The 23,959-nt window shown below is 71.3% G+C and carries 21 protein-coding genes; 8 read left to right on the top strand and 13 right to left on the bottom strand.

What is annotated here, in order from left to right:
* Positions 1-20: 20 nt before the first annotated feature.
* Both E4V99_RS08260 and E4V99_RS08255 read left to right on the top strand, forming a co-directional pair.
* Complete coding sequence (locus E4V99_RS08260) at positions 21-1,763, top strand: dihydroxy-acid dehydratase (RefSeq protein WP_135116915.1); 1,743 nt, start codon at positions 21-23, stop codon at positions 1,761-1,763.
* A complete protein-coding gene (locus E4V99_RS08255) occupies positions 1,760-3,127 on the top strand; it encodes an FAD-dependent oxidoreductase (protein WP_135116913.1) in 1,368 nt (455 codons plus the stop codon). The genes E4V99_RS08260 and E4V99_RS08255 overlap by 4 nt, the downstream gene beginning before the upstream one ends.
* 3 nt (positions 3,128-3,130) lie before the next feature.
* On the opposite strand, the gene E4V99_RS08250 is transcribed toward E4V99_RS08255, so the two are convergent.
* The 9 genes from E4V99_RS08250 to E4V99_RS08210 all read right to left on the bottom strand — a co-directional run bounded on the left by E4V99_RS08250 (position 3,131) and on the right by E4V99_RS08210 (position 10,508).
* On the bottom strand, positions 3,131-3,925 hold the full coding sequence (locus E4V99_RS08250; protein ID WP_135116912.1) for an IclR family transcriptional regulator C-terminal domain-containing protein: 795 nt from the start codon (positions 3,923-3,925) through the stop codon (positions 3,131-3,133).
* Between the two features lie 59 nt (positions 3,926-3,984).
* On the bottom strand, positions 3,985-4,848 hold the full coding sequence (locus E4V99_RS08245; RefSeq protein ID WP_135069634.1) for an ABC transporter permease: 864 nt from the start codon (positions 4,846-4,848) through the stop codon (positions 3,985-3,987).
* 3 nt (positions 4,849-4,851) lie between these two features.
* Positions 4,852-5,685: an ABC transporter ATP-binding protein gene (locus E4V99_RS08240; RefSeq protein ID WP_135069637.1), complete on the bottom strand. Its 834-nt coding sequence runs from the start codon at positions 5,683-5,685 to the stop codon at positions 4,852-4,854.
* A gap of 19 nt (positions 5,686-5,704) precedes the next feature.
* Entirely contained in the window at positions 5,705-6,805 is a 1,101-nt protein-coding gene (locus E4V99_RS08235; protein WP_135116911.1) for an ABC transporter substrate-binding protein, read from the bottom strand.
* An 87-nt stretch (positions 6,806-6,892) separates the two neighbouring features.
* Positions 6,893-7,318, bottom strand: a complete 426-nt coding sequence (locus tag E4V99_RS08230) for a DUF126 domain-containing protein (RefSeq protein ID WP_135069643.1) — start codon at positions 7,316-7,318, stop codon at positions 6,893-6,895.
* Positions 7,315-8,595, bottom strand: coding sequence for an aconitase X catalytic domain-containing protein (locus E4V99_RS08225; protein ID WP_135116909.1), 1,281 nt, complete (start codon positions 8,593-8,595; stop codon positions 7,315-7,317). Before E4V99_RS08225 ends, E4V99_RS08230 begins: the two co-directional genes overlap by 4 nt.
* A gap of 10 nt (positions 8,596-8,605) precedes the next feature.
* Positions 8,606-8,857, bottom strand: coding sequence for a hypothetical protein (locus E4V99_RS08220; protein ID WP_167758099.1), 252 nt, complete (start codon positions 8,855-8,857; stop codon positions 8,606-8,608).
* Positions 8,854-9,966 (bottom strand): hypothetical protein, encoded by a 1,113-nt coding sequence (locus E4V99_RS08215; protein WP_135116907.1) that lies wholly within the window; start codon positions 9,964-9,966, stop codon positions 8,854-8,856. The genes E4V99_RS08220 and E4V99_RS08215 overlap by 4 nt, the downstream gene beginning before the upstream one ends.
* Entirely contained in the window at positions 9,963-10,508 is a 546-nt protein-coding gene (locus E4V99_RS08210; protein ID WP_135116906.1) for a UGSC family (seleno)protein, read from the bottom strand. Before E4V99_RS08210 ends, E4V99_RS08215 begins: the two co-directional genes overlap by 4 nt.
* 160 nt (positions 10,509-10,668) lie before the next feature.
* Between E4V99_RS08210 and E4V99_RS08205 the strand changes: the two genes are divergently transcribed.
* The 6 genes from E4V99_RS08205 to E4V99_RS08180 are packed head-to-tail and all read left to right on the top strand — an operon-like array spanning position 10,669 to position 16,849.
* Positions 10,669-11,823: an alcohol dehydrogenase catalytic domain-containing protein gene (locus tag E4V99_RS08205; protein ID WP_245233140.1), complete on the top strand. Its 1,155-nt coding sequence runs from the start codon at positions 10,669-10,671 to the stop codon at positions 11,821-11,823.
* Complete coding sequence (locus tag E4V99_RS08200; RefSeq protein ID WP_135069658.1) at positions 11,820-12,278, top strand: MaoC family dehydratase; 459 nt, start codon at positions 11,820-11,822, stop codon at positions 12,276-12,278. The genes E4V99_RS08205 and E4V99_RS08200 overlap by 4 nt, the downstream gene beginning before the upstream one ends.
* Positions 12,275-13,192 (top strand): SDR family NAD(P)-dependent oxidoreductase, encoded by a 918-nt coding sequence (locus E4V99_RS08195; RefSeq protein WP_209305600.1) that lies wholly within the window; start codon positions 12,275-12,277, stop codon positions 13,190-13,192. Before E4V99_RS08200 ends, E4V99_RS08195 begins: the two co-directional genes overlap by 4 nt.
* Positions 13,189-14,805, top strand: coding sequence for an AMP-binding protein (locus tag E4V99_RS08190; RefSeq protein WP_135116904.1), 1,617 nt, complete (start codon positions 13,189-13,191; stop codon positions 14,803-14,805). Before E4V99_RS08195 ends, E4V99_RS08190 begins: the two co-directional genes overlap by 4 nt.
* Complete coding sequence (locus tag E4V99_RS08185) at positions 14,802-15,674, top strand: amidohydrolase family protein (RefSeq protein ID WP_135069663.1); 873 nt, start codon at positions 14,802-14,804, stop codon at positions 15,672-15,674. The genes E4V99_RS08190 and E4V99_RS08185 overlap by 4 nt, the downstream gene beginning before the upstream one ends.
* Positions 15,671-16,849 carry an acyl-CoA dehydrogenase family protein gene (locus tag E4V99_RS08180; RefSeq protein WP_135116903.1) on the top strand — a complete coding sequence of 393 codons (1,179 nt, stop codon included), beginning with the start codon at positions 15,671-15,673 and terminating at the stop codon, positions 16,847-16,849. The genes E4V99_RS08185 and E4V99_RS08180 overlap by 4 nt, the downstream gene beginning before the upstream one ends.
* Positions 16,850-16,856: 7 nt before the next feature.
* On the opposite strand, the gene E4V99_RS08175 is transcribed toward E4V99_RS08180, so the two are convergent.
* The 4 genes from E4V99_RS08175 to E4V99_RS08160 all read right to left on the bottom strand — a co-directional run bounded on the left by E4V99_RS08175 (position 16,857) and on the right by E4V99_RS08160 (position 23,791).
* Positions 16,857-17,648 carry an IclR family transcriptional regulator gene (locus tag E4V99_RS08175; protein ID WP_135069670.1) on the bottom strand — a complete coding sequence of 264 codons (792 nt, stop codon included), beginning with the start codon at positions 17,646-17,648 and terminating at the stop codon, positions 16,857-16,859.
* Positions 17,649-17,773: 125 nt separating this feature from the next.
* The gene (gene rocD, locus E4V99_RS08170; RefSeq protein WP_135116901.1) at positions 17,774-18,991 is read right to left on the bottom strand and encodes an ornithine--oxo-acid transaminase; all 1,218 of its coding nucleotides are present in this window, start codon (positions 18,989-18,991) and stop codon (positions 17,774-17,776) included.
* Positions 18,988-19,866: a dimethylargininase gene (ddaH, locus tag E4V99_RS08165; RefSeq protein WP_135116899.1), complete on the bottom strand. Its 879-nt coding sequence runs from the start codon at positions 19,864-19,866 to the stop codon at positions 18,988-18,990. Before ddaH ends, rocD begins: the two co-directional genes overlap by 4 nt.
* A gap of 235 nt (positions 19,867-20,101) precedes the next feature.
* The gene (locus E4V99_RS08160) at positions 20,102-23,791 is read right to left on the bottom strand and encodes a bifunctional proline dehydrogenase/L-glutamate gamma-semialdehyde dehydrogenase (protein ID WP_135116897.1); all 3,690 of its coding nucleotides are present in this window, start codon (positions 23,789-23,791) and stop codon (positions 20,102-20,104) included.
* Positions 23,792-23,959: the final 168 nt, after the last annotated feature.

Below are 23,959 nucleotides of genomic sequence, written 5' to 3'. Positions count from 1 at the left end.
GACGCGAGACAAGGACGACGATGCCCACCCTGCGCAGCAATCTGCCCCCCACTTCCGCCCTCGGCATCGCGCGGCGCGCGCAGTGGCGCTCGCTCGGGATCGCTGCGGCCGACCTGACCAAGCCCAAGGTCGCGATCGTGAACACCTCGTCCGAACTGGCTGCCTGCTACGCCCACCTGGATGAGATCGCCGACGCGCTCAAAGGGCACCTGCGCGAACTCGGGGTGCTGCCGTTCGAGATCCGGACCACCGCCCCGAGCGACTTCGTCACGAGTGCCGGTCGGGCGGGGCGCTACATCCTGCCCAGCCGCGACCTCATCGTCGACGACATCGAGGCGGCGGTGGAGGGCGCCAAGCTCGACGCGATGATCTGCCTCTCATCCTGCGACAAGACCACGCCCGCGCACCTCATGGCGGCCGGACGGCTGAACATCCCCACCGTCGTCGTGCCCTGCGGGTATCAGCACAGCGGACTGGCGGAGGGACGCGAAGCGGACGTGGAGGAGGTGTTCCTCCTCGCGGCGATGGCGGCGGTCACCGGCGAGCCCACGGACGATCTGGAGGCGCTCGCGGACGACGCCATCCTGGGTCCGGGCGTATGCGCGGGGATGGCCACCGCCAACTCCATGCACGTCGTCGCGGAGGCGCTGGGGATGGCCGTGACGGGGGCCGCTCCCGTGCGCGCCAACAGCGAGCGCATGTGGCACTCCGTGCGGCGCAGTGCCGAGGTTCTCGTCGACGCGATCGAATGCGACCTGCGCCCCCGTGAGATCGTCACCGACGCGTCGGTGCGCAACGCCGTGCGGGCGATGCTCGCCGTGGGTGGATCCATCAACACCATCAAGCACCTGCAGGCCATCGCCGTGGAGACCGGCTTGGACATCGATGTATGGGAGGAGTTCCGCACCCTGGGGCGCAGCACTCCGCTCCTGGCGTCGGTGCGCCCGAACGGCCCGTGGCTCACGGAGCAGTTCGAAGACGCCGGGGGCGGCGCCACTCTGCTGCGCGAGCTGCTGCCGCTGCTGGACGGCTCGGCGCTCACCGTGGAGGGCAGGACCCTGGCGCAGTGCCTCGAGGATGCCCGTCCCGGCGACGGCGAGATCATCCGCACGATCGAGGACCCCTTCGGCACGGATCCGGCCATCGCGGTGCTGCGCGGTTCGCTCGCCCCGAGCGGAGCAGTGGCCAAACGCCCCGTCCCCGACCCGGGACCGCGGCGGTTCACCGGCCCGGCACGGATCTTCACGAGCCGCGAGGACGCCATCGCGGGCATCTCGGACGGGCGACTGCGTCCGGGCGACGTCGCGGTGATCCGCGGCATCGGCGTCAGCGGCGCACCGGGGATGGGACTGACGAGCGCGTTCATCTTCGCCCTGCACGCACGCGGGCTCGCCCACTCGGTCGCGCTGGTGACCGACGGACAGTTCAGCGGCCTCGTGAACCAGGGCATGACCGTCGGGGAGGTCTCCCCCGAGGCGGCCACCCCCGGCGCCCCGCTGGGACTCGTGCAGGACGACGACGTCATCGACATCGACCTGGCCGACGGCCGTATCGATCTGCTGGTGGACCCCGCCGAACTGGCTGCGCGACCGTCCTACGTCCCCCTCCCCGACCGCGACAGCGGCGGCGGGATGCTGGACCAGTACGAGCAGCTCGTGCAGCCCCTCGGCTGCGGCGCGGTGCTGTGCGCCCGCCCGAACGGCCCCTGCCAGCCTGCGGCGGAGTTCGCCGCATCCATCCCCGAGCACACGGAGCACGCATGACCGATCCGACCATCGCCCTGCCCGCCGCCCGCGTCCCCGTGATCGGGGAGTACGACGTCGTCGTCGTCGGCGGTGGACCCGCCGGCCTCCTCGCGGCCACCGCAGCCTCGCGCGCGGGGCGTTCGACGCTGCTCATCGAGCGATACGGCTTCCTCGGCGGAGCCGGGACGATGGGCGGGCTCAGCACCTTCTGCGGCCTGCACGCCCGCGTGTACGGGCAGGACCGCCTGGTGGTGCACGGGTTCGCCGGCGAACTGTACGACCGGCTGGACGCCCTCGACGGTCTGAACGAACCGCACCTGTCCGTCGACGACCGCATCCAGGCCGTCGCCTTCGACATCTCGGCGTACAAGATCGCCGCCGACGAACTGCTCCTGGCCGGCGGGGCGGAAGTGCTCTTCCATGCCGTCGCGGTCGATGTCGTGATGTCAGGCGACGACACGATCGACGCGGTCGTGATCGAATCGAAGTCAGGTCGGGCAGCCGTACGGGGGAGGTTCTTCATCGACGGGTCCGGCGATGCCGACATCGCCGCGTGGGCGGGTGCGCCCTATGAGCGGGCCGAGCATCTGCTCTACCCGTCCTTGATGTTCCGCATCAACGGCGTCGACCCCCAGCGCGCCGGCGAGGCGTGGAAGACGATCCGGCGGCGGATGGAGGAGGCCGAGGCTGCCGGAACCCACCACTTCCCCCGGAAGAAGCCGATCGTCCGCCCGCAGCGCAATCCCCTCGAGTGGCGCTCGAACCTCACCCAGCTCAGCAACGAGGACGGCTCGGCCATCGACGGCACGGATGTCCGTCAGCTCACGCGTGGCGAGATCCAGGGCCGCCGGCAGGTCAAGGACACCTTCGCGTTCATCCGGGAGAACACCCCCGGGTTCGAGGACGCGTACGTGGTCGACATCGCCCCGCAGATCGGCATCCGCGAGACGCGCCGCATCGTGGGGGAATACCAGCTCACCGAGCAGGACGTGCTCGGCTGCGCCGACTTCGACGACACGATCGGGGTCAACGGGTGGCCGGTCGAGGCGCACGTGCCCGGTGACGTCGAATTCCGCTTCCCTCCGGTGGATTCCCGCGGGTACAACCAGCTGCCCTATCGGATGCTGGTGCCGCAGGTCGTCAGGAACCTCCTCGTCGCCGGCCGGTGCGCGTCGATGACCCAGCGCGGTCAGTCCTCCGGCCGCGTCACCGGGCCGTGCTTCGTCATGGGGCAGGCGGCCGGCACCGCCGCCGACCTTGCGCTGGCCGGGGACGGCACCGGGTCCGGCGTGGATGTGTCGCGGCTGCAGGAGCGTCTGGAGGCCGACGGCGCGTTCCTCGGGACGCGCCTGCCGGATGATGTGGCCGCGCCGGTGGCGTGACGCTCACCGGTCGGCGCGGAACACCTGCGGGTTGGCGTTGCGGTAGGCCCGCGCGATCTCGTCGGCTGCGGTGCGCAGCACCGGCATGACCGTCTCGGTGAGGCTCTGCTCCGTCTCGCGCACCGTGGTCGAGGAGGCCGCGATGGCGCCCACGGCCTGTCCGCCCGCGACGATCGGCACCGCGACGGCGACCTGGCCGGGGTTCAACTCCTCCAGCGACACGTCGAACCCGCGTTCCCGCACACGTGCCAACCGCTCCCGCAACCCGGCCGGGTCCGAGACGGTGTGCGGCGTGTAGGCCTCGAGGGTCGTGGAGGCGAGCAGCCCGGTCAGCTCCGGCTCGCTCAGCTGCGCCAGCAGCACCTTGCCGATCGCCGTGGCGTGGGCCGGCAGGCGGTTACCCACCCGCACCGAGTCCGGCAGCGGGCGGCGGTCCTCGACGCGGGCGACATGGATGACCTCGAGGCCGTCCAGCACGCCGATGCTGCAGGTCTCGCCGGTGCGCTCGACGACCTCCGCCATGTAGGTGTAGGAGATCTCCGGCAGCGAAGAGGCGGTGAAATACCCCGAGCCGAGCTCGAGGATCCGGGGCGTCAGGCTCCAGGACCCGTTCGTGGACTCGACGTAGCCGAGGTGGGCGAAGGTCAACAGGATGCGACGGACCACCGGGCGGGCGAGCCCCACCCGCGCCGAGATCTCCGCAACGCTCAGCGACCCCTCCTGGCGGTTGAAGGCCCGGAGCACCTCGACGGCCCGCTCGATGCTCTGGATCCTGTCGCGCGACCGCTCCTCCGACATGCCGCCCCTTCTGTGCGCGCTCTGCGAGAGAGCGGCACCAGCCTACGGGGCGGGCCGGCCTACATCCCCTCGCGCAGCCCGTACACCGACTCGTGCCACGGGATGAAGAACCGCTTGGCCTCATTGACGATGAGGTACAGCGCGAGCCCGATCAGGGAGAGCAGCAGGATGAGGGCGAACGTGCGCGCGGCATCCAGCGAGTTCATCGCGCGCACCACCATCGCACCGAGCCCCACGCTGCCGCCGAGGTACTCCCCGACGATCGCTCCAGTGGTGGCCAGGACGATCCCGACCTCCATGCCGGCGAACAGGTACGGCTGCAGGCTCCGCATCTCCAGCTGGGTGAACATCTGCGCGCGCGAGGCGTTCAGGCTCCGCATCACCTCGCGCTGGCCGCGCTCGACCGAGCGCACCCCCAGGAGAACGTTGAGCATGACCGGGAAGAACGCCAGCAGTGCCGCGAGCAGCACCTTGGAGGTGATGCCGAAGCCGAACCAGATGACGAACAGCGGGATGAAGGCGACCTTCGGCGCGACCTGTGCGACGACGATGAGCGGGCGGATGCTCACTTCGAGCCACGGCAGCTTGCCGAACGCGACGCCGACGATGACGCCCATCAGCACGGCGATGGCGAAGCCGAGGAGGATCTCACTCAGGGTGATCCAGGTCTCCCCCCACGTGCTGCCGTCCAGCACGAGCGTCACGAACGCCTCGCCCACGGCCGCAGGAGGCGGGAAGACGAACGGGTTGACCTGCAGCGCCGTGACCAGCACCTGCCACACGACGATGATCAGCACGACCAGCGAGGGCGTGACGATCCACGGCAGGATCTTCAGGATGCGCCCCTCCGACTGGCGGCGCTGCTCGGTGACGATCGTGGTCGTCGTGGGTTCTTCCGGCGGGGCCGCCTGCACTGTGGCCATGGGTCAGTCCTCCTCATCGAGGTCGTGGCGCAGGTTCCGGACGATGTCGTTGAACCCGGGGGTGGTCTGCAGTTCGATGCCGCGCGGTTTGGCGTCCGGGACCGAGAGGATCTGCCGGATGCGGCCGGGACGCGGCGTCATGTGCACGACCCGATCGGCGAGGAACACCGCTTCGGGGATGTCGTGCGTGACGAACACGACGGTCGATCCGGTCTCCAGGACGATGCGCTGCAGTTCGAGGTTCATGCGCTCGCGCGTCAGCGCATCCAGGGCCCCGAAGGGTTCGTCCATCAGCAGCAGGTCCGGTTTCGTGCTCAGCGCGCGTGCGATGGCAGCCCGCTGACGCATGCCGCCGGACAGCTCACGGGGGTACGACTTCTCGAACCCGCTCAGCCCCACGAGAGCGGCGAGCTCGGTCGCCCGCTGCCGGCGTGCGGCCTTGTCCACTCCGCGCAGCTTGAGCGGCAGCGCGATGTTGTCCAGGACCGTGAACCAGGGGAAGAGGTTGCTCTCCTGGAAGACGAAGCCCAGCCGGGTCACGGCGGAGCTCTCGACGTGCCCGTTGCGCCAGAGATGTCGCCCATCGACCTCGATGGTCCCCGACGTGGGCGAGAGCAGTCCCCCGATCATGCGCAGGAGGGTGGTCTTGCCGCATCCGGATCGGCCGATGAGTGCGACGAACTCGCCTCGCTCGATGTCGAGATCGATGCCGGACACGGCGTGGGTGACGCCGGCCTTGGTGTGGAAGTCCCGCCCGACGCCGCGGATGCGGAGCCGCGGGAGAACCTGCTCCTCGCCGGCCTGCTCGGCACCCGCGACGGTCGCCTGGTTGCTCATGTGATCTCCTCGGATCGTGTCACTCGGCCGGGACGTGGTCGTCGATGATCCACTCCGCGGGGTCCTGCCCGCCCTCGAGCAGGCCTGCTGCCACGTACGTGTCATACGTCGTGGTCCACGCCTCGTGGTTGTTCTCCAGCAGGGAGACCCCGCCGTCCGCGTCCACCCAGGTCTGCGTCGTGTAGATCTCCAGCGCGTCGGCAGCGACCTCGTCGTCCGCCAGGGCGGGGAAGCTCCAGTCTCCGCTGTCGCGGAGGGTCTTCAGGACATTGGCGAAATCGTTCGGCGCGTCGTCGATGACGTCCTGCACCGCTTCCTGGATCGCGGCCAGGAACGCCTCGATCTGGGCGACCTTCTTCTCGTCCTGGAGGTTCGCTTCGGTGGTGATCCACGTCTGGATGTCGGGCGCGTCGCCCAGGCCCGCGTGGTCGACGACGGCGTCGTCGTTCTGCTGCCCGATCGCGAGCGACGTGTCGAGGCTCACGATGTAGCCGTCCAGCTGCCCCTGCCGCACGACCTCGAGGGTCGCCGCCGTCACCGGCACCGCTTGACGGGTCACCGAGTCCGCGGCGATGCCCGCGTCGTCCAGGGTGAGATCCAGCAGCTTCTCGCTGGTGCCTCCCACCGAGCCCATCCCGATCGTCTTGCCCTCCATGTCGGCCGGCGACTCGATGGGCTCGTCTTCGACGGAGATCATGCGCAGGTTCGACTTGTACGCCATCGTGCCGACGGCGCGGATGGGCTGACCATCCTCCATCGGCGGGAAGACATCGACGGTGCTCGCGCGGGTGAGGGTGGTTGCACCGCCCAGCAGCGACTGGATCGCCGCGGAGGTGCCCTGCACCGGCTGCAGCTGCACGTCCAGGCCGTGCTTCTCGAAGTACCCGCCTGAGTACGCGAACATCTCGGGGGTGAAGCTGAAGGATTCCAGCGGCAGGAAGGTGACGACGGTCATGCTCCCCAGGTCCACCACTTCTCCCTCGCCGGCGCCGGCGTCGGTGGCGTCCGGTGCCGCGCCGCCGCCCGCGCAGCCCGAGAGGGCGAGAGCGCCGGCTGCCACGGAGGCGACGAGAAGCAGAGAGTGACGTCGGATGGCCTTTCGGCGGACTGCTGTGATCATGTCTGACTCCTGTGTCGGGACCCGCTCACGCCGTTGCGAGCGTCAGGTCGAGTCTGCGAAGGACGAGGCGGGGTGCCAACCACTTTTTCACTCAATGGAACCGTCGGCCGCAGGCCACACACGGATGCGCCCTGCGGTGCCGTCGACCTCCACGGTGTCGCCGGTGCGAATCGTGCGGTGCGGGACGGGCTGGGCCCCCACCACCGTCGGCACGCGCGTGAGGATGGCGCCCAGGACGGCCTTGGTCGTCACCACGTCGAAGACCATCCCCGCGGGTGCCGTCCCCATCAGGCGCGTGCTCTGGAAGAAGCTGGACCACCCCGACGACCCCTTCGCGCCGGGGAAGACGAGGATGCGACCGGTGAAGCAGACGCCGAACAGTTCGTGTCGCGGTTCGATCACGGTGCCGGTGGCGACATCGATCCCCCCGAAGCCCGAGATGGGCTCCGCGGTGACGAGCGCGGCGGCACGCACCACGCCGCCCACGATCCCCCGCCCGGTCAGCTCGATCACGCCAGCTCTCCGCGCCACCGGCCCGTGAGCGCTGCCTCCACGCACTCGGCGGTCGTGCCGAACCACGCCTCGATGCCGAGGATCGCCGGGAGGTAGTGCGCCTGCTTGGCCGAATCCGTCGCCATGACGCGGGTTCCCGGGGGAGCTGCCCGCGACATGGCGGGGCAGGAGTCGGTCAGCACGTGGCCGCCTGCGCGCATGATGGTGCGCGTCCATCCGGCGCGCAGCGACTCCGTGGCCAGCGCGCGCGGAAGCATGACCCACAGCTGCGTACTGTCGCTCAGGCGGCGGCCCTCGAGAAGGCCGGCGATCTCGGCGACCTGCTCCAGGGATGCGTGCGGGCATCCCAGCAGGACGAAGTCCACGTCCGTGCTGGTGCCCTGCGCGTTGAGCGTCTCGTAGACCGCGGCGCGCTCGCGTGCGCCGTAGCGGATCGGTTCCGGGGACGGACGTCCCCCGAACGCCGCCTCGAGCGTGGGGGCTTCCGGCGTGACGCCGGGGAGGTGGTAGATCTCGACGCCGCCGGAGGTCGCGGTGGCCGCGCCGAAGTGCTTGAGATCGGAATCGCGGGGCGCATGCAGTCGTCCCGTGACCGCCGGCCGCGCTTCCTGAACCGCCTCGCCGACGAAATAGCCGAACATGCCCCATTCGCGGAAGCCGTCGACATCGATGTCGGCCGAGACGTGATGGGTCGCGTAGCGGTTCTCGGGGACATGGTTGCCCCAGTAGGGGATCTTGCCCGTGAGGGAGGCCGCACCCGTGGACGCGGCCCCTTCGCAATTGGTCCGGGCGCCCAGGACGGAGTTCGCATAGACCACCGCCGAGGATTCCATCCACGCACAGTGCTCGTCGCGCGCCGGCACGTTGCCCACCTGGTAGGGGGTGCAGGTGGCCAGGACCGTCACGCCGCGATCGGTGAAGTACGACTCCGCATCCTCCTGCATCCGGATGTTCTCCACCGGGTACGGGGTGAGCCCCTGCGCATCCGCGCCGAACCCGTGCTGGAGCTGACACGTCGGCACCCGCATCGGGGGGATGTCGAGGGCGCGATCGGAGTCGAGGTTGATCACCGCGAACGCGCGCTCCCATCCGCCCTCGGCCACGAGCGCCGCCTTCGCGGGGGACGGCTGGGTCATGGTCCCGGCGACGTTGCGCGTCTCGACCAGACGCTCGGCGCCGAGCGCGTCGCCGTAGCGGATGAGGAGGTCCATCGCGGCTGCGACGGCGTCGCCCTCCGCACCGTCGCGCATCCGCTTCTCCTGCTCGCTCAGGCGCACGGGAGGTTCCTCAGTGCGCGGCCGGCAGGACCACGTGGTCGAGGGAGTACGGCGTCGGCTCCAGCGCCTGCGCCATGATCGCCTCCATCACCGGCTGGGGGACCAGGCAATCCGCACAGGCCCCTTCCGTCGCGTCGATGCGGACGACGATGCGGTCGGCCTCCGCCGGCTGCCAGCTCAGGACGTACCCGTCGGCTGCCATCATCTCCGTGAACTGCGCCAGCGCGGCATCCACCGTCGTGGCATCCTGCGATCCGCTCATGATGAGCCTCCGATTCTGCTGAGCGAGAGAGGGATCTCCCGCGGGGGGTTGAGGGTGAAGATCTCCACGACCGCCGATACTCCGGCGTTGTCGGCGCCGGCGACCATGATCTGCAGCGAGGTGGGGTTGCTCAGTGCGGGGACGCGATCCGGCGTCTCGGTCGCGCTGGCACTGTCGGGCATGGAATCGGGGTGGGAGCCGGGGAGGCGCCACCGGGTCTTGTGCGACAGGGCGTCCTTGCCGACGGCGGCCAGATCGTCCCGGCGGCGCATGGCGTTCGTGAAGACGTAGTCGCGCAGGTCCTGCTTGCTCCATCCGGCGCGCGCGAACACGTCGGCATGCTCGGGCGTGAGCACCAGCAGCGCACTGGTGTACTCGTGGATGAGCGCGCCGGTGCGCACGATGGTGTCGATGAAGTCGCGGGCGAGCTGCTCCGGCTCCTGCGTGTGCCGCGCCTCGATGTGGATCACCGAACGGATGACGAACGCCGTCACGACGTCGTCGTCGGCCACGTAGCCGTGCTCGACGTGCAGCGGCTCCCACGGGCTCTGCTCCTCGTTCTCGGCCAGGCACGACGAGTACTTCGCCGGCGTCCCCTGCGTGGCCTGGTCGAGCTTGTGCGGGTGCAGCCCGAAGACGTTGATGCAGCCCAGCCGGATCGCCCGACCGATCGTGGCGTTGGCCCGGAACCCGGAGCCGAACACGTTGCCGCGGCTGTTGAGACCGATCCGCTCGCGGATGGGGCCGTTCACCACGAGGAGCGGTGCGGTTCCGGTCGTGGACTGCCAGATGCCGCGGGCGGGATGCGGCTCGGCGGCGATGGCCAGCCACGCGGACACCACGACGGGGAAGTACTCGGGACGGCATCCTGCCATCGCCGCGTTGATGGCGGCGAGCCGCACGGTCAGACGGCGGTTGAGGTGCCCGATCTCGAACAGCACCTCTTCGGGGTCGCGGGACACCGTGGCCAGGAACGTGTCGAGCAGCGTCTGCGTGACCGGGACGACCGGCAGGCCGTCGGTCCACTCGTTGTCGAAGTAGTACTCGACGAGCTCCTGCACGCGTTCAGCATCGGCACCGACCTCCACGGGTGTCGCCGTCGTCATCATCGTCCCTCCTCCACGCCGAGGATCCGCAGGACCTCGGGCATCACGGTCTCCGCACGCTCGCGGACCTCTTCGGCCGACAGGCTGGCCATCGGGTGCGCCACGGCGGTGAAGTCGAACGCGGGGAATCCCTGCACCTGCGCCATCGCGCGTCCCGACATGAAGAACGAGTCGGAGGTGATCGAGACGGTCGGGATCCCGGCCCGCTCGAACAGGATGCCGTCGGCCACCGTCGCCGCCGAGCACGATCCGCAGTCGCCGACCGCCGTGACCACGACGTCGTTCTCCGCTGCGATCCGCTCGAGCAGCGCCTCGGCGACCGGAGTGCCGAAGTAGTCCTTCGTGTACAGCGTCGCCTCACCGGCGCCGTACTCGCGCTGCAGATGATCCGCGATCTCCTCCAGGAGCATCGTGGAGTTCGGCTTCGTGTTGTCCAGCAGCCCGATGCGCAGGCCCTTCAGGCTCACCGGTCGCGGCGCGAGGGTGCCGTCTGCGGCGCCCTCCGCCATGCCGGTCGGGTCCAGCAGCGCTTCTTCCCATGCCATGTCGATGTCTCCTCGGTACGTCTGTGTCCAGGCGCCGGTCAGGATGCCACGGGGCGGCACGACGCGGGCAGGGCAGTTTTCACTCGATGGAAAGGTGGGTGCTCGAGCCGGTGTGCGCCGGACAGGATGCTGAAGAGCAGACACGACAGAGGGAGCGTCGGTGCAGCCACCCATACCCGCGACGATGCGGGCCGCCATCCTCGCCGGCGGCGCCCCGAACCTCACGGTGCGCGAGATCCCGACCCCCACCCCCGGTCCGGACGAGGTCCTGCTCGAAGTGATCGCATGCGGGGTGTGCCACACCGACCTGCACGTCATGAAGGGTGAGGTCGCCTTCCCCCGGCCGGCGGTGCTCGGGCACGAGGTCAGTGGGCGCATCGTCGCGATCGGCGAGGGGACAGAGGATGCGCGGGGCTTCGCGATCGGCGACACGGTCGTTGCGGGTTTCATCATGCCGTGCGGTTCCTGCCGGCAATGCCGGCGCGGGCGGGATGACCTGTGCATCGAGTTCTTCCGGCAGAACCGGCTGGAGGGGACGCTGTTCGACGGCCGCAGCCGCCTCCGCATGCCGGACGGCTCGTTCCTGGCCATGTACTCGATGGGCGGACTGGCGGAATACTGCGTCGTCCCCATCTCCGCGCTGGCGCAGCTGCCGGACACGCTCGACCCGGAGACCTCCTGCCTGCTGGGATGCGCCGGCCTCACCTCCTACGGCGCGGTGTTCCGCGCCGCGCAGGTGGAGTCGGGGACCACCGTCGCGATCGTCGGCGTCGGCGGGGTGGGCTCGAGCCTCATCCCCATGGCGCGGGCGGCGGGATCCACCACGATCGTCGCGGTGGACATCGCCGCCGACAAGCTGGAGGCGGCGCGCGAACTGGGCGCCACCGTGCTGGTGAACGCCCGTACAGAAGACCCGGTCGCAGCAGTACGCGCCGCCACCGGGGGCGTGGATGTCGCTTTCGAGGCGCTCGGCCGCGCGGAGACGTTCGGGCAGGCCCTCGCGATGATCGCCGAGGGCGGCCGGCTCGTGGCCATCGGCATCGCTCCGACCGGCACGGCGGCGGAGGTGGAGATCACCCCGCTGGTGCGCCGCGGACAGCACATCGTCGGTTCCTTCGGCGGCCGGACGCGGCAGGACCTGCCCGTCGTCGCCTCCCTCGCCGCGCAGGGCGCCTACGACACCGAGCGGCTGGTGACCCGACGGTACCGGCTGGAGGACGCCGACGCGGCCTATGCGGCGCTGGCTCGCGGGGAGATCACCGGCCGGGCCATCATCACGACCCGCCGGGAGGCGGAAAGGGAGACGACGACATGACGACCGAGGCGATCGCGCTTTCAGAGCTGAGCGGGCAGAAGGGGCGGGAGCTGGGCCCCTCCGCGTGGCACACCATCACGCAGCACGACATCGACGTGTACGCCGATCTGACCGGCGATGACAACCCGATCCACGTGGACGAGGCCGCCGCGGCCGCGAGCCCGTTCGGCGGGCGCATCGCCCACGGCATGCTGACCCTGAGCATGGTGGTCCGTCCGCTCAGGGAGATCTACCGCGTCAGCGGCGCCACCACCGGTATCGTCTACGGTTTCGACCGCATCCGCTTTCCCGCCCCTGTGCCCTCCGGCTCGCGCATCCGGGTGAGCGGACGCATCGCCGAGGTCGAGGAGAGGCAGGATGCGGTGCAGGTGACGCTCGCGCTCGCGTTCGAGGTCGACGGTGGCGGCGCCAAGCCCGCCGTCGTGGCCGAGCTCGTGCTGAGGCACTTCCGGTGAGCGCGGTGCGACTGGACGATCGGGTCGCGATCGTCACAGGGGCCGGCCGGAGTCTCGGCCGCGCCTACGCGCGTGCCCTGGCCGAGGCGGGCGCGGCAGTCGTGGTCAACGACGTGGATGCGGCCGCCGCCGACACCGTGGTGGCCGAGATCACCGAGACCGGCGGCAGGGCCGTCGCCGAGGTGGGACCGGTGGGCCCCACCTCGACCGCACAGGCGCTGGTCGAGCGGGCCGTGGCCGAGTTCGGCCGCCTGGACGTGCTGGTGGCCAATGCCGGCGTGCTGCGCGACCGCGTGCTGTGGAAGATGACCGACGAGGACTTCGACGCCGTCGTCGAGACGCACCTGCGCGGATCGTTCACGTGCGGCCGGGCGGCCGCGCAGCACTTCCGGGACCGCGGCGAGGGCGGCCGGATCATCCTGGTCGGCTCTCCGGCGGGGCAGTTCGGCAGCTTCGGGCAGACCAATTACTCCGCGGTCAAGGCGGGGATCGTCGCCATGGCACGCACGTGGTCGCTGGAGCTGGCGCGCGCCGGCGTGACGGTCAACACCATCGTGCCCACCGCCCTCTCCCCCATGACGGCGACCATCCCCGAGTACACGCAGGCCTACCAGGACCACGTGGCCGGTCTGCCGATCCCGGAGCACCTCCGCCGCGAACGGGCGCTGGGATCGGTCGACGACGTCGCGCCGCTCGTGGTCTGGCTGGCCTCGGACCGCGCCGCGCACGTGACAGGGCAGGCGATCGGGATCGGCGGCGACCGGCTCACGCTGTACGCGCACCCGGACATCCTCGCCACGGACGACGCGCTCGGAGGGTGGAGCGCCGAGGCCATCGACCGCGCGTGGTCGGAGCGGTTCGCCGCGAGAGCCCAGCTGTCGGGACCGCCGTCGCGCCGGGAGCAGCCGGCATGAGCGGCATCCATTACAGCGATCTGTGGCGGGGCATCGCGGCTGCCGACCCGGAGCGCCCGGCGATCATCACGCGCCGCGACACGATGACGTACGCCCGCTTCGCGGCGGAGGCCGGTGCGCTGGCCCGCCACCTGCGCGCGCAGGGCGTCGGCGTGGGCGATGCCGCAGCCCTGCTGCTGTACAACCGGACGGAGTATCTGACCTTCTTCTGGGCGTGCCTGGCCATCGGGGCGGCACCGGTCGCGATCAACTACCGCTACCGGGCCGGTGAAGTGCGCTCTCTCCTGGAAGACAGCCAGGCCAAGGTGCTCATCGCGCCGACCTCCCTCGGCGCCGTCGCGCAGGAGGCGGCGGCCGGGATCGACCCGCCGGTTGCACTCATCTCGGTCGACGACGGCGGACCGGCCCTTGCCGGCGCCGCCGCCTATGCCGACATCGTCGCCGGCGGCGGCGCGCTGCCGCCCGCGGCACCGCGGGGCGCGCACCTGCGGCTGTACACGGGTGGAACCACGGGAATGCCCAAGGCGGTGGTGTGGGAGATGGACACGCTGCTGGAGGCGCGTCGCCACTCGACATGGGGCGTCATCGGCATCGAGCCGCCGGCCGACCTGGCCGGCGCGGTGCGCATCGCGACCGACCCCACCACACCGCGCGTGGCGACCCTGCCACTGCCGCCCATGCTGCACGGGACCGCGCAGTCGATGTCGATGGGCACGCTCGCCCTCGGCGGCACGCTCGTGCTGCACGACGAGGCCCACCTGGACCTCGCCGCGGCGCTGCGCCTGGTGCACGAGCACCGGGTCACGCGGCTCGTGGTCGCCGGCGATGCGGTCGCGCTGCCGTTCGTCGAGGCGGTCGAGGCGGAGGGGCGGGGCCTGCCCCACGTGGACTCGATCTTCAGCTCCGGGATGCGGTTCGGCGATGCGGTCAAACGGCGGCTCCACGCTCAAGGCGACATCATGATCGTCGACCTCCTGGCCTCCAGTGAGGGCGGCCCGTTCGCGTTCGGCACCACACGTTCGGCCGACGACCTGCCCGCGCGCTTCATGCTCACCCCGGGCACGGTGCTGCTGAGCGAGGACAACACCGAGATCCCCCTCGAGCCCGGGGCACTGGGGATCCTGGCCTTCCGCGGCGTGCTCCCGCGCGGTTACCACGGCGACCCGGAGAAGACCGCCCGCGCGTTCCCGACGATCGGGGAGCATCGGTACGTGGTTCCGGGCGACTGGGCCCGCGCCCGCGGCGACGGATCGATCGAGCTGCTCGGGCGCCTGAGCGCCGTGGTCAACACGGGTGGCGAGAAGGTGTTCCCCGCCGAGGTCGAGGAGCAGCTGCTGGCACATCCGAGTGTCGCCGACGCGGTCGTCTTCGGCCTGCCGCACGAGCGCTTCGGCGAGGTGGTCAGCGCCATGATCGTGCCGGTGGAGGACGCCGAGATCGATCTGGACGCGCTGGTGTCGCATCTGGACGAGCATCTGGCGGGATATAAGAAGCCGCGCCACTTCTTCATCCGGGTATCACTGGAGCGCAGCCCCACCGGGAAGGTGGAGCTCGCACGGGTCAAGGCAGACGCGTCCCGGGAGCGGGACGCATCCAGACAGGGGGCACGATGACCATCGACCTGAGCACGATCAGCGCCATCGACATGCACGCCCACGTGCACGTCGACGGCAGCGGACGCACCGCGTCGCCGCCGCAGCTGTCGGCCGCGATGGCGGCCTACTTCGGCAGCAGCGAGCCGCCCCGCACCGTCGAGCAGACGGCGCAGTACTACCGCGAACGCGGGATGGCCGCCGTGGTGTTCACGATCGACGCCACCACGAACCTCGACCACGCGCCCAACAGCATCGACGACCTCGTCGCCGGGGCCCACCGCAACGGCGATGTGCTCATCCCGTTCGGCAGCGTCGACCCCCTGCAGGGCGAAGCGGCCGTGGAGGAGGCGCAGCGGCAGGTCGGCGAGCTCGGCGTGAGCGGCTTCAAGTTCCACCCGTCGGTGCAGGGTTTCGATCCCTCCGCGGAGGAGTTCGTCCCGCTGTGGTCGGCGATCGAACAGCTGCAGGTGCCGGTCCTCGTCCACACCGGACAGACCGGGGCGGGGGCCGGAACCCCGGGTGGCTGGGGATTCCGGCTCGCGCTGTCGAACCCCATGCTGCTGGACGACGTCGCCGCGCGGCATCCCGATCTCCAGATCATCATGGCCCACCCCAGCGTCCCGTGGCAGGACGAGGCGATCTCCATCGCCACGCACAAGCTCAACACCTGGATCGACCTCTCCGGCTGGTCGCCCAAGTACTTCTCCCCCGCCCTCGTGCGGGCCGCACGCACCTACCTCACGCACAAGATGCTGTTCGGCACGGATCTGCCCGCCCTCACCCCCGACCGGTGGCTGCGGGATTTCGACGGCCTGGAGTTTCCGGAGGAGGCGCGCGCGATGATCCTGAAGGACAACGCCGCCCGCCTGCTGGGCCTGTCGTCGTGAACGCAGCCGCGCCCGTGGACCTCTTCGGCTTCGCCGAACGGCTCACCCCGGGAGAGCACGACAAACTGCGGCAGCTGCGCGAACTGCTCGACGCCCGCGCCCGGCCGCACCTGGCGCAGTGGTGGGAGGACGCGCACAGCCCGGCACACCTCCGCGCCGAACTGGCCGCGCTCCGCCTGGAGGACGACCCCGCGCTGCTGGGCGAGGACGGCCTGCCGCGTGCCGTGTACGTCGGGTTCCGCCACTTCGAGCTGGCGCGCTTCGACATGTCCATCGGCACCCTGTACGGGGGCCAGGTCGGCATGTTCCGCACGCTCGTGCGCAGTGGCGGATCGGCGGAGCAGATCGCACGGTGGGACCCCCGCATCCCCTCGTTCGAGCTGACCGGATGCTTCGCGCTCACCGAACCCGGTCACGGCTCGGACGTCGCCGGGGGCATGGAGACGATCGCCACACGCGACGGCGAGGGCTGGCGCATCAGCGGCCACAAGCGCTGGATCGGCAACGCCGCACTGTCGGAGGTCATGGTGGTCGTCGCCCGCGACGCCGCCGACGGACGAGCCAAGGCCTTCCTCGTCCCGCGGGAAGCGCCCGGGGTGACCGTGAGCGACATCACCGGCAAGCTCGCGCTGCGGATGGTGCGCAACGGCGACATCCGGCTCCAGGACGTCTGGGTGCCCGAGACCGACCGGCTCGCCCGCATCGACTCGTTCGCCGACATCGCGGCGATCCTCGCCCAGCTGCGTTACGTCGTCGCCTGGAATGCGGCGGGCCTGCAGGCCGGCGCGTACGAGGCGGCCCTGGGCTACGCGATGCGGCGGACCCAGTTCGGCCGGCCGATCGCGGGATTCCAGCTCGTGCAGGAGAAGCTGGCGCGGATGCTGGGGAACGCCACCGCCACTCTCGCGATGGCGGTGCGGATGACCGAGCTGCGCGATGCCGGCCGAGCCGAGGAGGTCCATGCCGCCCTCACCAAGGGCTGGGTCGCCGACCGGGCTCGCGAGACGGTGGCCCTCGCCCGCGAGATCTGCGGCGCGGAGGGGATCCGCGTCGACACCGACGTCGCCCGCTTCTTCGCCGACGCCGAGGCGCTGTACACCTTCGAGGGCACGCACGAGATGAACGCGCTGATCGTCGGGCGGGCCATCACCGGCCTCAGCGCATTCACGCGCTGACCCGCCGTCAGCTGTCGGGCCGGCCGTATCCGGCGGCGACGAGCGCGCGGCCGATGGAGGTCGCCGTCAGGCGCACGAGGTGGATCATGTTCTTGCCGTCCACGTCCTGTTCAGTCAGGGCCAGCGAGACGGCGGCCACGACCGATCCGTCCACGCCGTGGATGGGCGCTGCGACGCCGATGTGGACGTCGTCGATCTGCCGGTCGCTGACGGCGTAGCCGCTCCGCCGGATGTCGCCGAGGAGCCGATCCAGCAGCACCGGATCGGTGTACGTGCGAGGCGTGAAGGCCGGCAGCGGGCCGGCCAGGACCTGCGCGCGCACGTCGTCGGGCGCGTGCGAGAGCAGGACGAGGCCGATCGCGGTGGCATGCAGCGGGTAGCGGGCTCCGGCCAGCGGCCGACGCACCTGCCTGCGCGGGCTCTGCACCCGTTCGATCGAGACGAGCTCCAGGCCCTCCCGGATCGCGAGGTGGGATGCGTACCCCGTCGTCTCGTACAGGTCCAGGAGGTAGGGGCGGGCCAGGCGCAGCAGCCCCACCGAGCGGGGTGCCAGCGACGCGACCTCCCACAGCCGCAGCCCGATGTTGTACCGCCCGTCGCCGTCCCGCTCCAGCGCCCCCCATTCGGTGAGCCGGCCCACGATGCGGTGGCACGTGGCGATGGGCAGCCCCGTGCGCCGCGAGATGTCGGAGAGCGACTGCCGCACGCGTCCGCCCTGGAACGTGCCGAGGATGGCGAACGCCCGGTCGATGAGCGAACGCGCCCCGTCCGCTGTCGTACTCTCGCGCGCCGTCGTCACCCTGTCATTATCGACCGGATGCGCCCGCGCCCGTTGCCCGGATCAGGCGAATCGCCGGAATCAGGACGGATTGGGCCCGGAGCATCCTGAATCGGGCGATTCTCCTGATCTCGGGCGGGGGTGGGCTACGCGTCGAGGACGTACTTGAGCTGCTCGACGGCCCAGTCCAGCTCCGTCGCGCGGATGACCAGCGGCGGGGCGATGCGGATCGTCTGCCCGTGCGTGTCCTTGACCAGGACGCCGCGGGCCAGCAGCCGCTCGGCGACCTCCCGCCCGGTGCCGACGGCCGGATCGATGTCGATGCCGGCCCACAGCCCGGCCGCCCGGACGGCGGTGACGCCCGAGCCGACGAGTTCGGCCAGCCGCCCCTGGAGGTGCTCGCCGAGCGCCGTGGCGCGGGTCTGGAACTCCCCCGACGCGAGCATCTCGACCACGCGGAGCCCGACGGCCGCCGCCAGCGGGTTGCCGCCGAAGGTGGAGCCGTGCTCCCCGGGGCGGATGACCCCGAGCACGTCACGGTCGGCGACGACGGCCGACAGCGGCAGGATGCCGCCACCGAGCGCCTTGCCCAGCAGGTAGACGTCGGGCACGACGCCCTCACGGTCGCACGCGAAGGTCGTGCCCACGCGGCCGAGGCCGGACTGGATCTCGTCGGCGATGAACAGCACGTTCTTCGCGGTGCAGATCTCGCGGACGGCGCGGAGGTAGCCCTCCGGCGGCACGATGATGCCCGCTTCGCCTTGGATGGGCTCGATCAGCACCGCGGCGGTGTTCTCGTCGATGGCCGCCTCGATCGCGGCGGCATCGCCGAACGGCACGCGGACGAACCCGGCGGCGAAGGGTCCGAAGTCGTCACGGGCGGCCGCGTCGTCGCTGAACCCCACGATCGTGGTGGTGCGGCCGTGGAAGTTGCCGTCGGCCACGACGACGGTGGCCGCATCCGCCGGGATCCCCTTGACGCGATACCCCCACGCGCGGGCCACCTTGATGCCGGTCTCGACGGCCTCGGCGCCGGTGTTCATGGGCAGCACGAGCTCTTTGCCGCACAGGTCGGCCAGCGCAGCGGCGAAGGGCCCCAGCCGGTCGTTGTGGTACGCGCGGCTGGTCAGGGTGAGCCGCTCGAGCTGCTCACGGGCGGCGGCGAGGATCGCCGGATGGCCGTGACCGAAGTTCAGCGCGGAGTAGGCCGACAGCAGGTCGAGGTACCGCTTGCCCTCGACGTCGGTCACCCACGATCCCTCGCCGCGGGAGATGACCACCGGCAGGGGCGCGTAGTTGGATGCGACGTGCTCGCGCTCGTCGTCGATGATGTGCATCGTCCCGGTGTCCAGCCGCAGGGTCATCGGACCGCTCCCCGCAGTTCGAGCGTGCAGCACTTGATGCCGCCGCCACCCAGCAGCAGCTCGGAGAGGTCGAGCATGATGGGCGTGTAGCCGCGCTCGCGCAGCTGCGCCTCGAATCCGGTCGCGCGCGGGGAGATGATGGCATTGCGCCCGTCGCTGGCGGAGTTCAGGCCGAACACCGCGCCGTCGGCATCCGACACCTGGATCGCGTCGGGGTAGCGCTCGCGCAGGATCGCCTGGCTGCGCTCGTCGAAGGCGTTGGGCAGGTAGGCGATGTTGGCCCGCTCGGCTCCCCCGGGCCCCTCGACCGGGTCGAGGACGGCGATCGCGGTGTCGAGGTGGTAGAACCGGGGGTCGGTCAGGGTCAGGGAGACGACCTCGCGGCCGAACACCTCGCCGACCTCGCGGTGGCTGTCTCCGGTGGAGCGGAACCCGGTGCCGGCGAGGATCGTCTGGCCGACGAGGAGGAAGTCCCCCTCGCCCTCGTTCACTTCGGCCGGCTCGACGACGTCGAAGCCGTTCGCCGCGAACCACTCCATGAACGCCGGACCTTCGGGCACCCGCTCGGCGAAGCGGAACTTCGCGCCGTACGCGACTCCGTCGATGAGGAACCCGCCGTTGGCGGTGTAGACCATGTCGGGCAGGCCGTCGATGGGGTCGATGAGGTCGACGTCGTGACCCAGCGCGAGGTAGGTGTCGTACAGCGTCTGCCACTGCTGCAGAGCGCGGGCCGTGTCGGTGGGGCGGGAGGGTTCCATCCACGGGTTGATGCTGTAGCTGACCGTGAAGTGCTCGGGACGGCACATGAGGTAGCGGCGGTGCTGCTGGATGCGCTCGGTGCCGGTAGCGGGGGCGACGGATTCGTGCGTGGACATACAGCTCCTCGGATGAGTGCGGCGGACGCTGTCCCCGGGCCCGGCGGAGCTCTGTGAAGCCGGCGATCCGGGCACGCCGCGACCATTGTGCCACGCGCCCACGCCCGGGGGCGAGCGGCCCGCGCCACCTTCGAAACACCACATCCCGTCCGAAACACCGCGCGTCGCCGGGTGTTTCGGACGGGATGTGGTGTCTCACCCGGCGGCGGGCGGGGCCGGCGGCGGGCGGGGCGGGTCAGATGACGGCGGCGCTCCAGGGGTCGGGCGTGCCGTAGCGGTGCGCCGTGATCGAGATCGACTGCTCGCGCAGGAACGGCGGCAGCTCGAGACGCCCGGCGGTGGTGACCTCGTCGGCGTAGACGGCGAGATCCGGATCCCCGGCGACCGCCGCGGCCAGCGCCCGGTGCAGCGCCGTGACGCTCTCGCGCGCGCCCACCAGCCGCGCGCGCGGAGGGCGAGGGGCGGATGCTGCGGCCTCGTCGCCGTCCGGGGTGCTCGGCGCGACCATCCGCTGCATCCACTGCTCGTCGGTCTCGACGGCGACGGGGACGCCGAGGTCGCCCAGGGCGCGCCGGACCTCGCCGGGGAGCCCCACCGGGGTGCTCAGCGTGAAGCCCCCGCCCGCCCGCACGCCCGCGAGCACGACGCGCAGCACCGCCTGCCACGGAGCATCCGCCGTCGCCCGCACCGCCACGCCGTCGACCGGCCGGTAGCGCAGCAGGTTGCGCTCGACGCCGAGACGGGAGACGTCCTTCACGCGGCCGAACTCCCGGTCCCACGCGATCGCGTCCGAGAGGGCGCCACGGCGGAGCCACTCGAACGCCTCGTAGTGCAGCGTCGACTGCGCGGCCTCGATGAGGCCCGTGATGCGCGAATCGAGCCCGCGCAGGTGCAGGGTCGAGGATGCGGGTCCGCCGCTGGTTCCCCGCCACGACCCCAGACCGACGAGGTAGTTCGGGCCGCCGGCCTTGGCGCCGGGGCCCACGGAGGAGCGCTTCCACCCGCCGAAGGGCTGGCGCTGCACGATCGCGCCTGTGATGCCGCGGTTGACGTAGAGGTTCCCCGCCTGCACGCGGTCCAGCCACAGCGCGAGATCGCCGGGATTCTGCGTGTACAGCCCCGCGGTGAGGCCGTACTCCACGGCGTTCTGCAGCTCGACGGCCTGCGCGAGGGAGGACGCGTGCATGATGCCGAGGACGGGTCCGAAGAACTCCTCGCGGTGGAAGCGCGACCCGGGCGACACGCCGGTGCGGATGCCGGGGGTCCAGTATCGACCGGCCTCCTCCGGGCCGAAGTCCAGCTCCCGCGGTTCGACCAGCCACCGCTCCCCCTCGTCCAGCGTCGTCAGCGCCCACGCGAGCTTGCCCTGCGGCGCCTCGATGAGGGGGCCGACCTCGCTCAGCGGATCGGAGGCGGGGCCCACCCGCAGCGACGTCGTGGCGTCCACGAGCTGCTGAGCGAATCGCCGCGACCGCGCGACGGGACCGACGAGGATCGCCAGCGACGCGGCGGAGCACTTCTGACCGGCATGCCCGAACGCGCTTCGGACCAGATCGGATGCCGCCAGGTCGAGGTCGGCGGAGGGCATCACGACGATCGCGTTCTTGCCGCTCGTCTCGGCCAGCAGCGGCAGGTCCGGGCGCCAGGAGCGGAACAGCTGCGCGGTCTCCCACGACCCGGTGAGGACGACCCGCTCGACGGCGGGATGCTCGATGAGCGATCGACCGAGGGTCTCCTCGTCGAGGTCGACGAGCGCGAGCACCTCACGGGGGATGCCGGCGTCCCACAGGGCCTCGGCGACCACGGCGGCGCAGCGGCGGGCCTGCGGTGCGGGCTTGAAGACCACGCCGCTGCCGGCGGCGAGCGCGGCCAGCACGCCGCCGGCGGGGATGGCGAGGGGGAAGTTCCACGGCGGGGCGACGACGGTCACCCGTGCCGGCGTGAAGACGGCGCCGGGGACGCGGTCGAGCTCGCGCGCCGTCGCGGCGTAGTAGTCGGCGAAGTCGACCGCCTCGCTCACCTCGGTGTCGGCCTCGGCGAACACCTTGCCGGTCTCGGAGGCGGCGACCTCGATGAGCAGCCCTCGCCGTGCGGCCAGGACTCGGGCCGCACGCGTGAGGATCTCCGCGCGCTCCGCCGCGGGGCGCGCCGCCCAGGCGGCGGATGCGTCCCGCACGCCGCCCACGACGGCATCCAGCACCGCCGCATCCGCCACGCGCGCATCCGCCAGCACGGCGTCGCCGCCGACCGAGGCGGGCACACGGGCGAGGACCGCGGCGGCCCACTCCCGGTTGGCCGGGAGTGCGGGATCCGAGTCGGGGGCGTTGCGGAACCCGGGCGCGCCGACGGCGGCCTCGTCGTCCTCCCGCGCGGAGTACACCGCCGTCTCCACGAACGCCTCCCCGCCGAAGACGACCCGGCCGGGATCGTCGTCGTCCGGCGTGGCCGATCGCGCGATGCCGAGCACCGCCTGGGTGAGTCCCTCCTCCGCGGCCGGGGGGTCGCGGAGGATGCGCGGCGCGTCCGGCGCGGGCTCGCCCTCCCGCTCCTGGCTGCGCCGGGCGCCGACGGGTAGTCGCGGATCGGCGGCGCGCTGGACGGAGGCCAGGTACCGCTCGCGCTCGCGGGCGAACAGCTCAGGATCATCTGCGAGATCGAACGCCGTGGAGAGGAAGTTCTCCCCCGCCGCGTTCTCCTCCAGGCGGCGCACGAGGTAGCTGATCGCCACGTCGAACTCGTCGGGCCGCACGACCGGCACGTACAGCAGCACGGCCCCGACCTCACGGGCCACGGCAGCGGCCTGCCCCTGGGCCATGCCCAGGAGCATCTCGACCTCGACGTCGGCGGTGACCCCGCGCTCGGTGGCGAGGAGCCACGCGTGGGCGATGTCGAAGAGGTTGTGGCCGGCCACCCCCACCCGCACCGCGGCGGTCGATTCGGGCCGGAGGGCTTCGGAGAGGCACCGCAGGTAGTTCGCGTCGGTGTCGAGCTTGCTGTCATAGGTGGCCGTCGTCCAGCCGTGGAGCACCGCGTCCACGCGTTCCATCGCGAGGTTGGCGCCCTTTACGAGGCGGATCTTGATGCGCGCAGCACCTCCCGCCACCCGCTGACGCGCCCACGCGGTCAGTTCCCGCAGGGCCGGCAGCGCGTCCGGCAGGTACGCCTGCAGCACGATCCCGGCCTCGAGCCCCGCGAGGCGCGGATCCTCCAGGACGCGCGTGAACACCGCGATCGTGAGGTCGAGGTCGCGGTACTCCTCCATGTCGAGGTTGATGAACGTGCCGTCGGCGGCGGCGCTGAGGTACAGCGGCATGAGGCGCTCGGCCACGCGCTCGACCATGTCGTCGAAGGCCCACAGCGACAGGTGCGACGCGATCGCCGACACTTTGACCGAGACGTAGTCGACGTCGGGTCGGCGGATGAGCTCGTGGATGCCGTCGAGCCGACGCTCGGCCTCTGCTTCTCCCAGCACGGCCTCGCCCAGCAGGTTGAGGTTGAGCCGCGCGCCGTTCTCCCGGAGCTTCGCGAGTGCCGGGCCGAGCTTGGCGGGGCGGGCGTCGACCACAAGGTGCCCGACCATCTCGCGCAGTGCGCGGCGCGCGATCGGCACGATGGGGGCGGGGAGCGCGGGCGCCACGGCACCGCCGACGTGGACGGCGCCGCGCAGGTACCACGGCAGGAAATCGGGCACGAGCGGGGCGATGCGGTGCAGCTGGGATGCAGCGGCCGAGAGGCTCTCGGGGCGCATGACCCCGTCGACGAAGCCGATCGTGAACGGCAGCCCCTGCGGATCGCGGAGCACGCCCGCCAGGCGTTGCGCGGACCGATCCGCCGGCTCGGCGGAGGACTCGGACACCCACCGGGCGGCGAGTTCGACGGCACGGTCCGCGAGGTCGGGCGGCAGCGCGGGCGCAGTCGTGCTCATGCTCGACAGCCTAGGCAGGTGCCCCCGGCGCCCGGATGCGCCGTGCCGCGCGCCACGGCAACTCTCCGTGCCGCCTCACGACCGACCGACTTCCGTATCGATCCGCCGGACGTGCCGTCAAGAGTGTCCGTAAAGGTGAACTGCTCGATAACCTGGCACCACGTGCGT

This window comes from Microbacterium sp. dk485, from assembly GCF_004570445.1.
In the GTDB taxonomy this organism is placed as follows: Bacteria; Actinomycetota; Actinomycetes; order Actinomycetales; family Microbacteriaceae; genus Microbacterium; species Microbacterium wangchenii.
The sequence above is the reverse complement of the archived record's forward strand: the minus strand, read 5'-3'. Positions and strand labels throughout refer to the sequence as shown.

Coding starts and splice junctions, on each gene's coding strand:
- E4V99_RS08260 (WP_135116915.1), top strand. CDS start 21: ATGCCCACCCTGCGCAGCAATCTGCCCCCCACTTCCGCCCTCGGCATC.
- E4V99_RS08255 (WP_135116913.1), top strand. CDS start 1,760: ATGACCGATCCGACCATCGCCCTGCCCGCCGCCCGCGTCCCCGTGATC.
- E4V99_RS08250 (WP_135116912.1), bottom strand. CDS start 3,925: ATGTCGGAGGAGCGGTCGCGCGACAGGATCCAGAGCATCGAGCGGGCC.
- E4V99_RS08245 (WP_135069634.1), bottom strand. CDS start 4,848: ATGGCCACAGTGCAGGCGGCCCCGCCGGAAGAACCCACGACGACCACG.
- E4V99_RS08240 (WP_135069637.1), bottom strand. CDS start 5,685: ATGAGCAACCAGGCGACCGTCGCGGGTGCCGAGCAGGCCGGCGAGGAG.
- E4V99_RS08235 (WP_135116911.1), bottom strand. CDS start 6,805: ATGATCACAGCAGTCCGCCGAAAGGCCATCCGACGTCACTCTCTGCTT.
- E4V99_RS08220 (WP_167758099.1), bottom strand. CDS start 8,857: ATGAGCGGATCGCAGGATGCCACGACGGTGGATGCCGCGCTGGCGCAG.
- E4V99_RS08215 (WP_135116907.1), bottom strand. CDS start 9,966: ATGATGACGACGGCGACACCCGTGGAGGTCGGTGCCGATGCTGAACGC.
- E4V99_RS08210 (WP_135116906.1), bottom strand. CDS start 10,508: ATGGCATGGGAAGAAGCGCTGCTGGACCCGACCGGCATGGCGGAGGGC.
- E4V99_RS08200 (WP_135069658.1), top strand. CDS start 11,820: ATGACGACCGAGGCGATCGCGCTTTCAGAGCTGAGCGGGCAGAAGGGG.
- E4V99_RS08190 (WP_135116904.1), top strand. CDS start 13,189: ATGAGCGGCATCCATTACAGCGATCTGTGGCGGGGCATCGCGGCTGCC.
- E4V99_RS08185 (WP_135069663.1), top strand. CDS start 14,802: ATGACCATCGACCTGAGCACGATCAGCGCCATCGACATGCACGCCCAC.
- rocD (WP_135116901.1), bottom strand. CDS start 18,991: ATGACCCTGCGGCTGGACACCGGGACGATGCACATCATCGACGACGAG.
- ddaH (WP_135116899.1), bottom strand. CDS start 19,866: ATGTCCACGCACGAATCCGTCGCCCCCGCTACCGGCACCGAGCGCATC.
- E4V99_RS08160 (WP_135116897.1), bottom strand. CDS start 23,791: ATGAGCACGACTGCGCCCGCGCTGCCGCCCGACCTCGCGGACCGTGCC.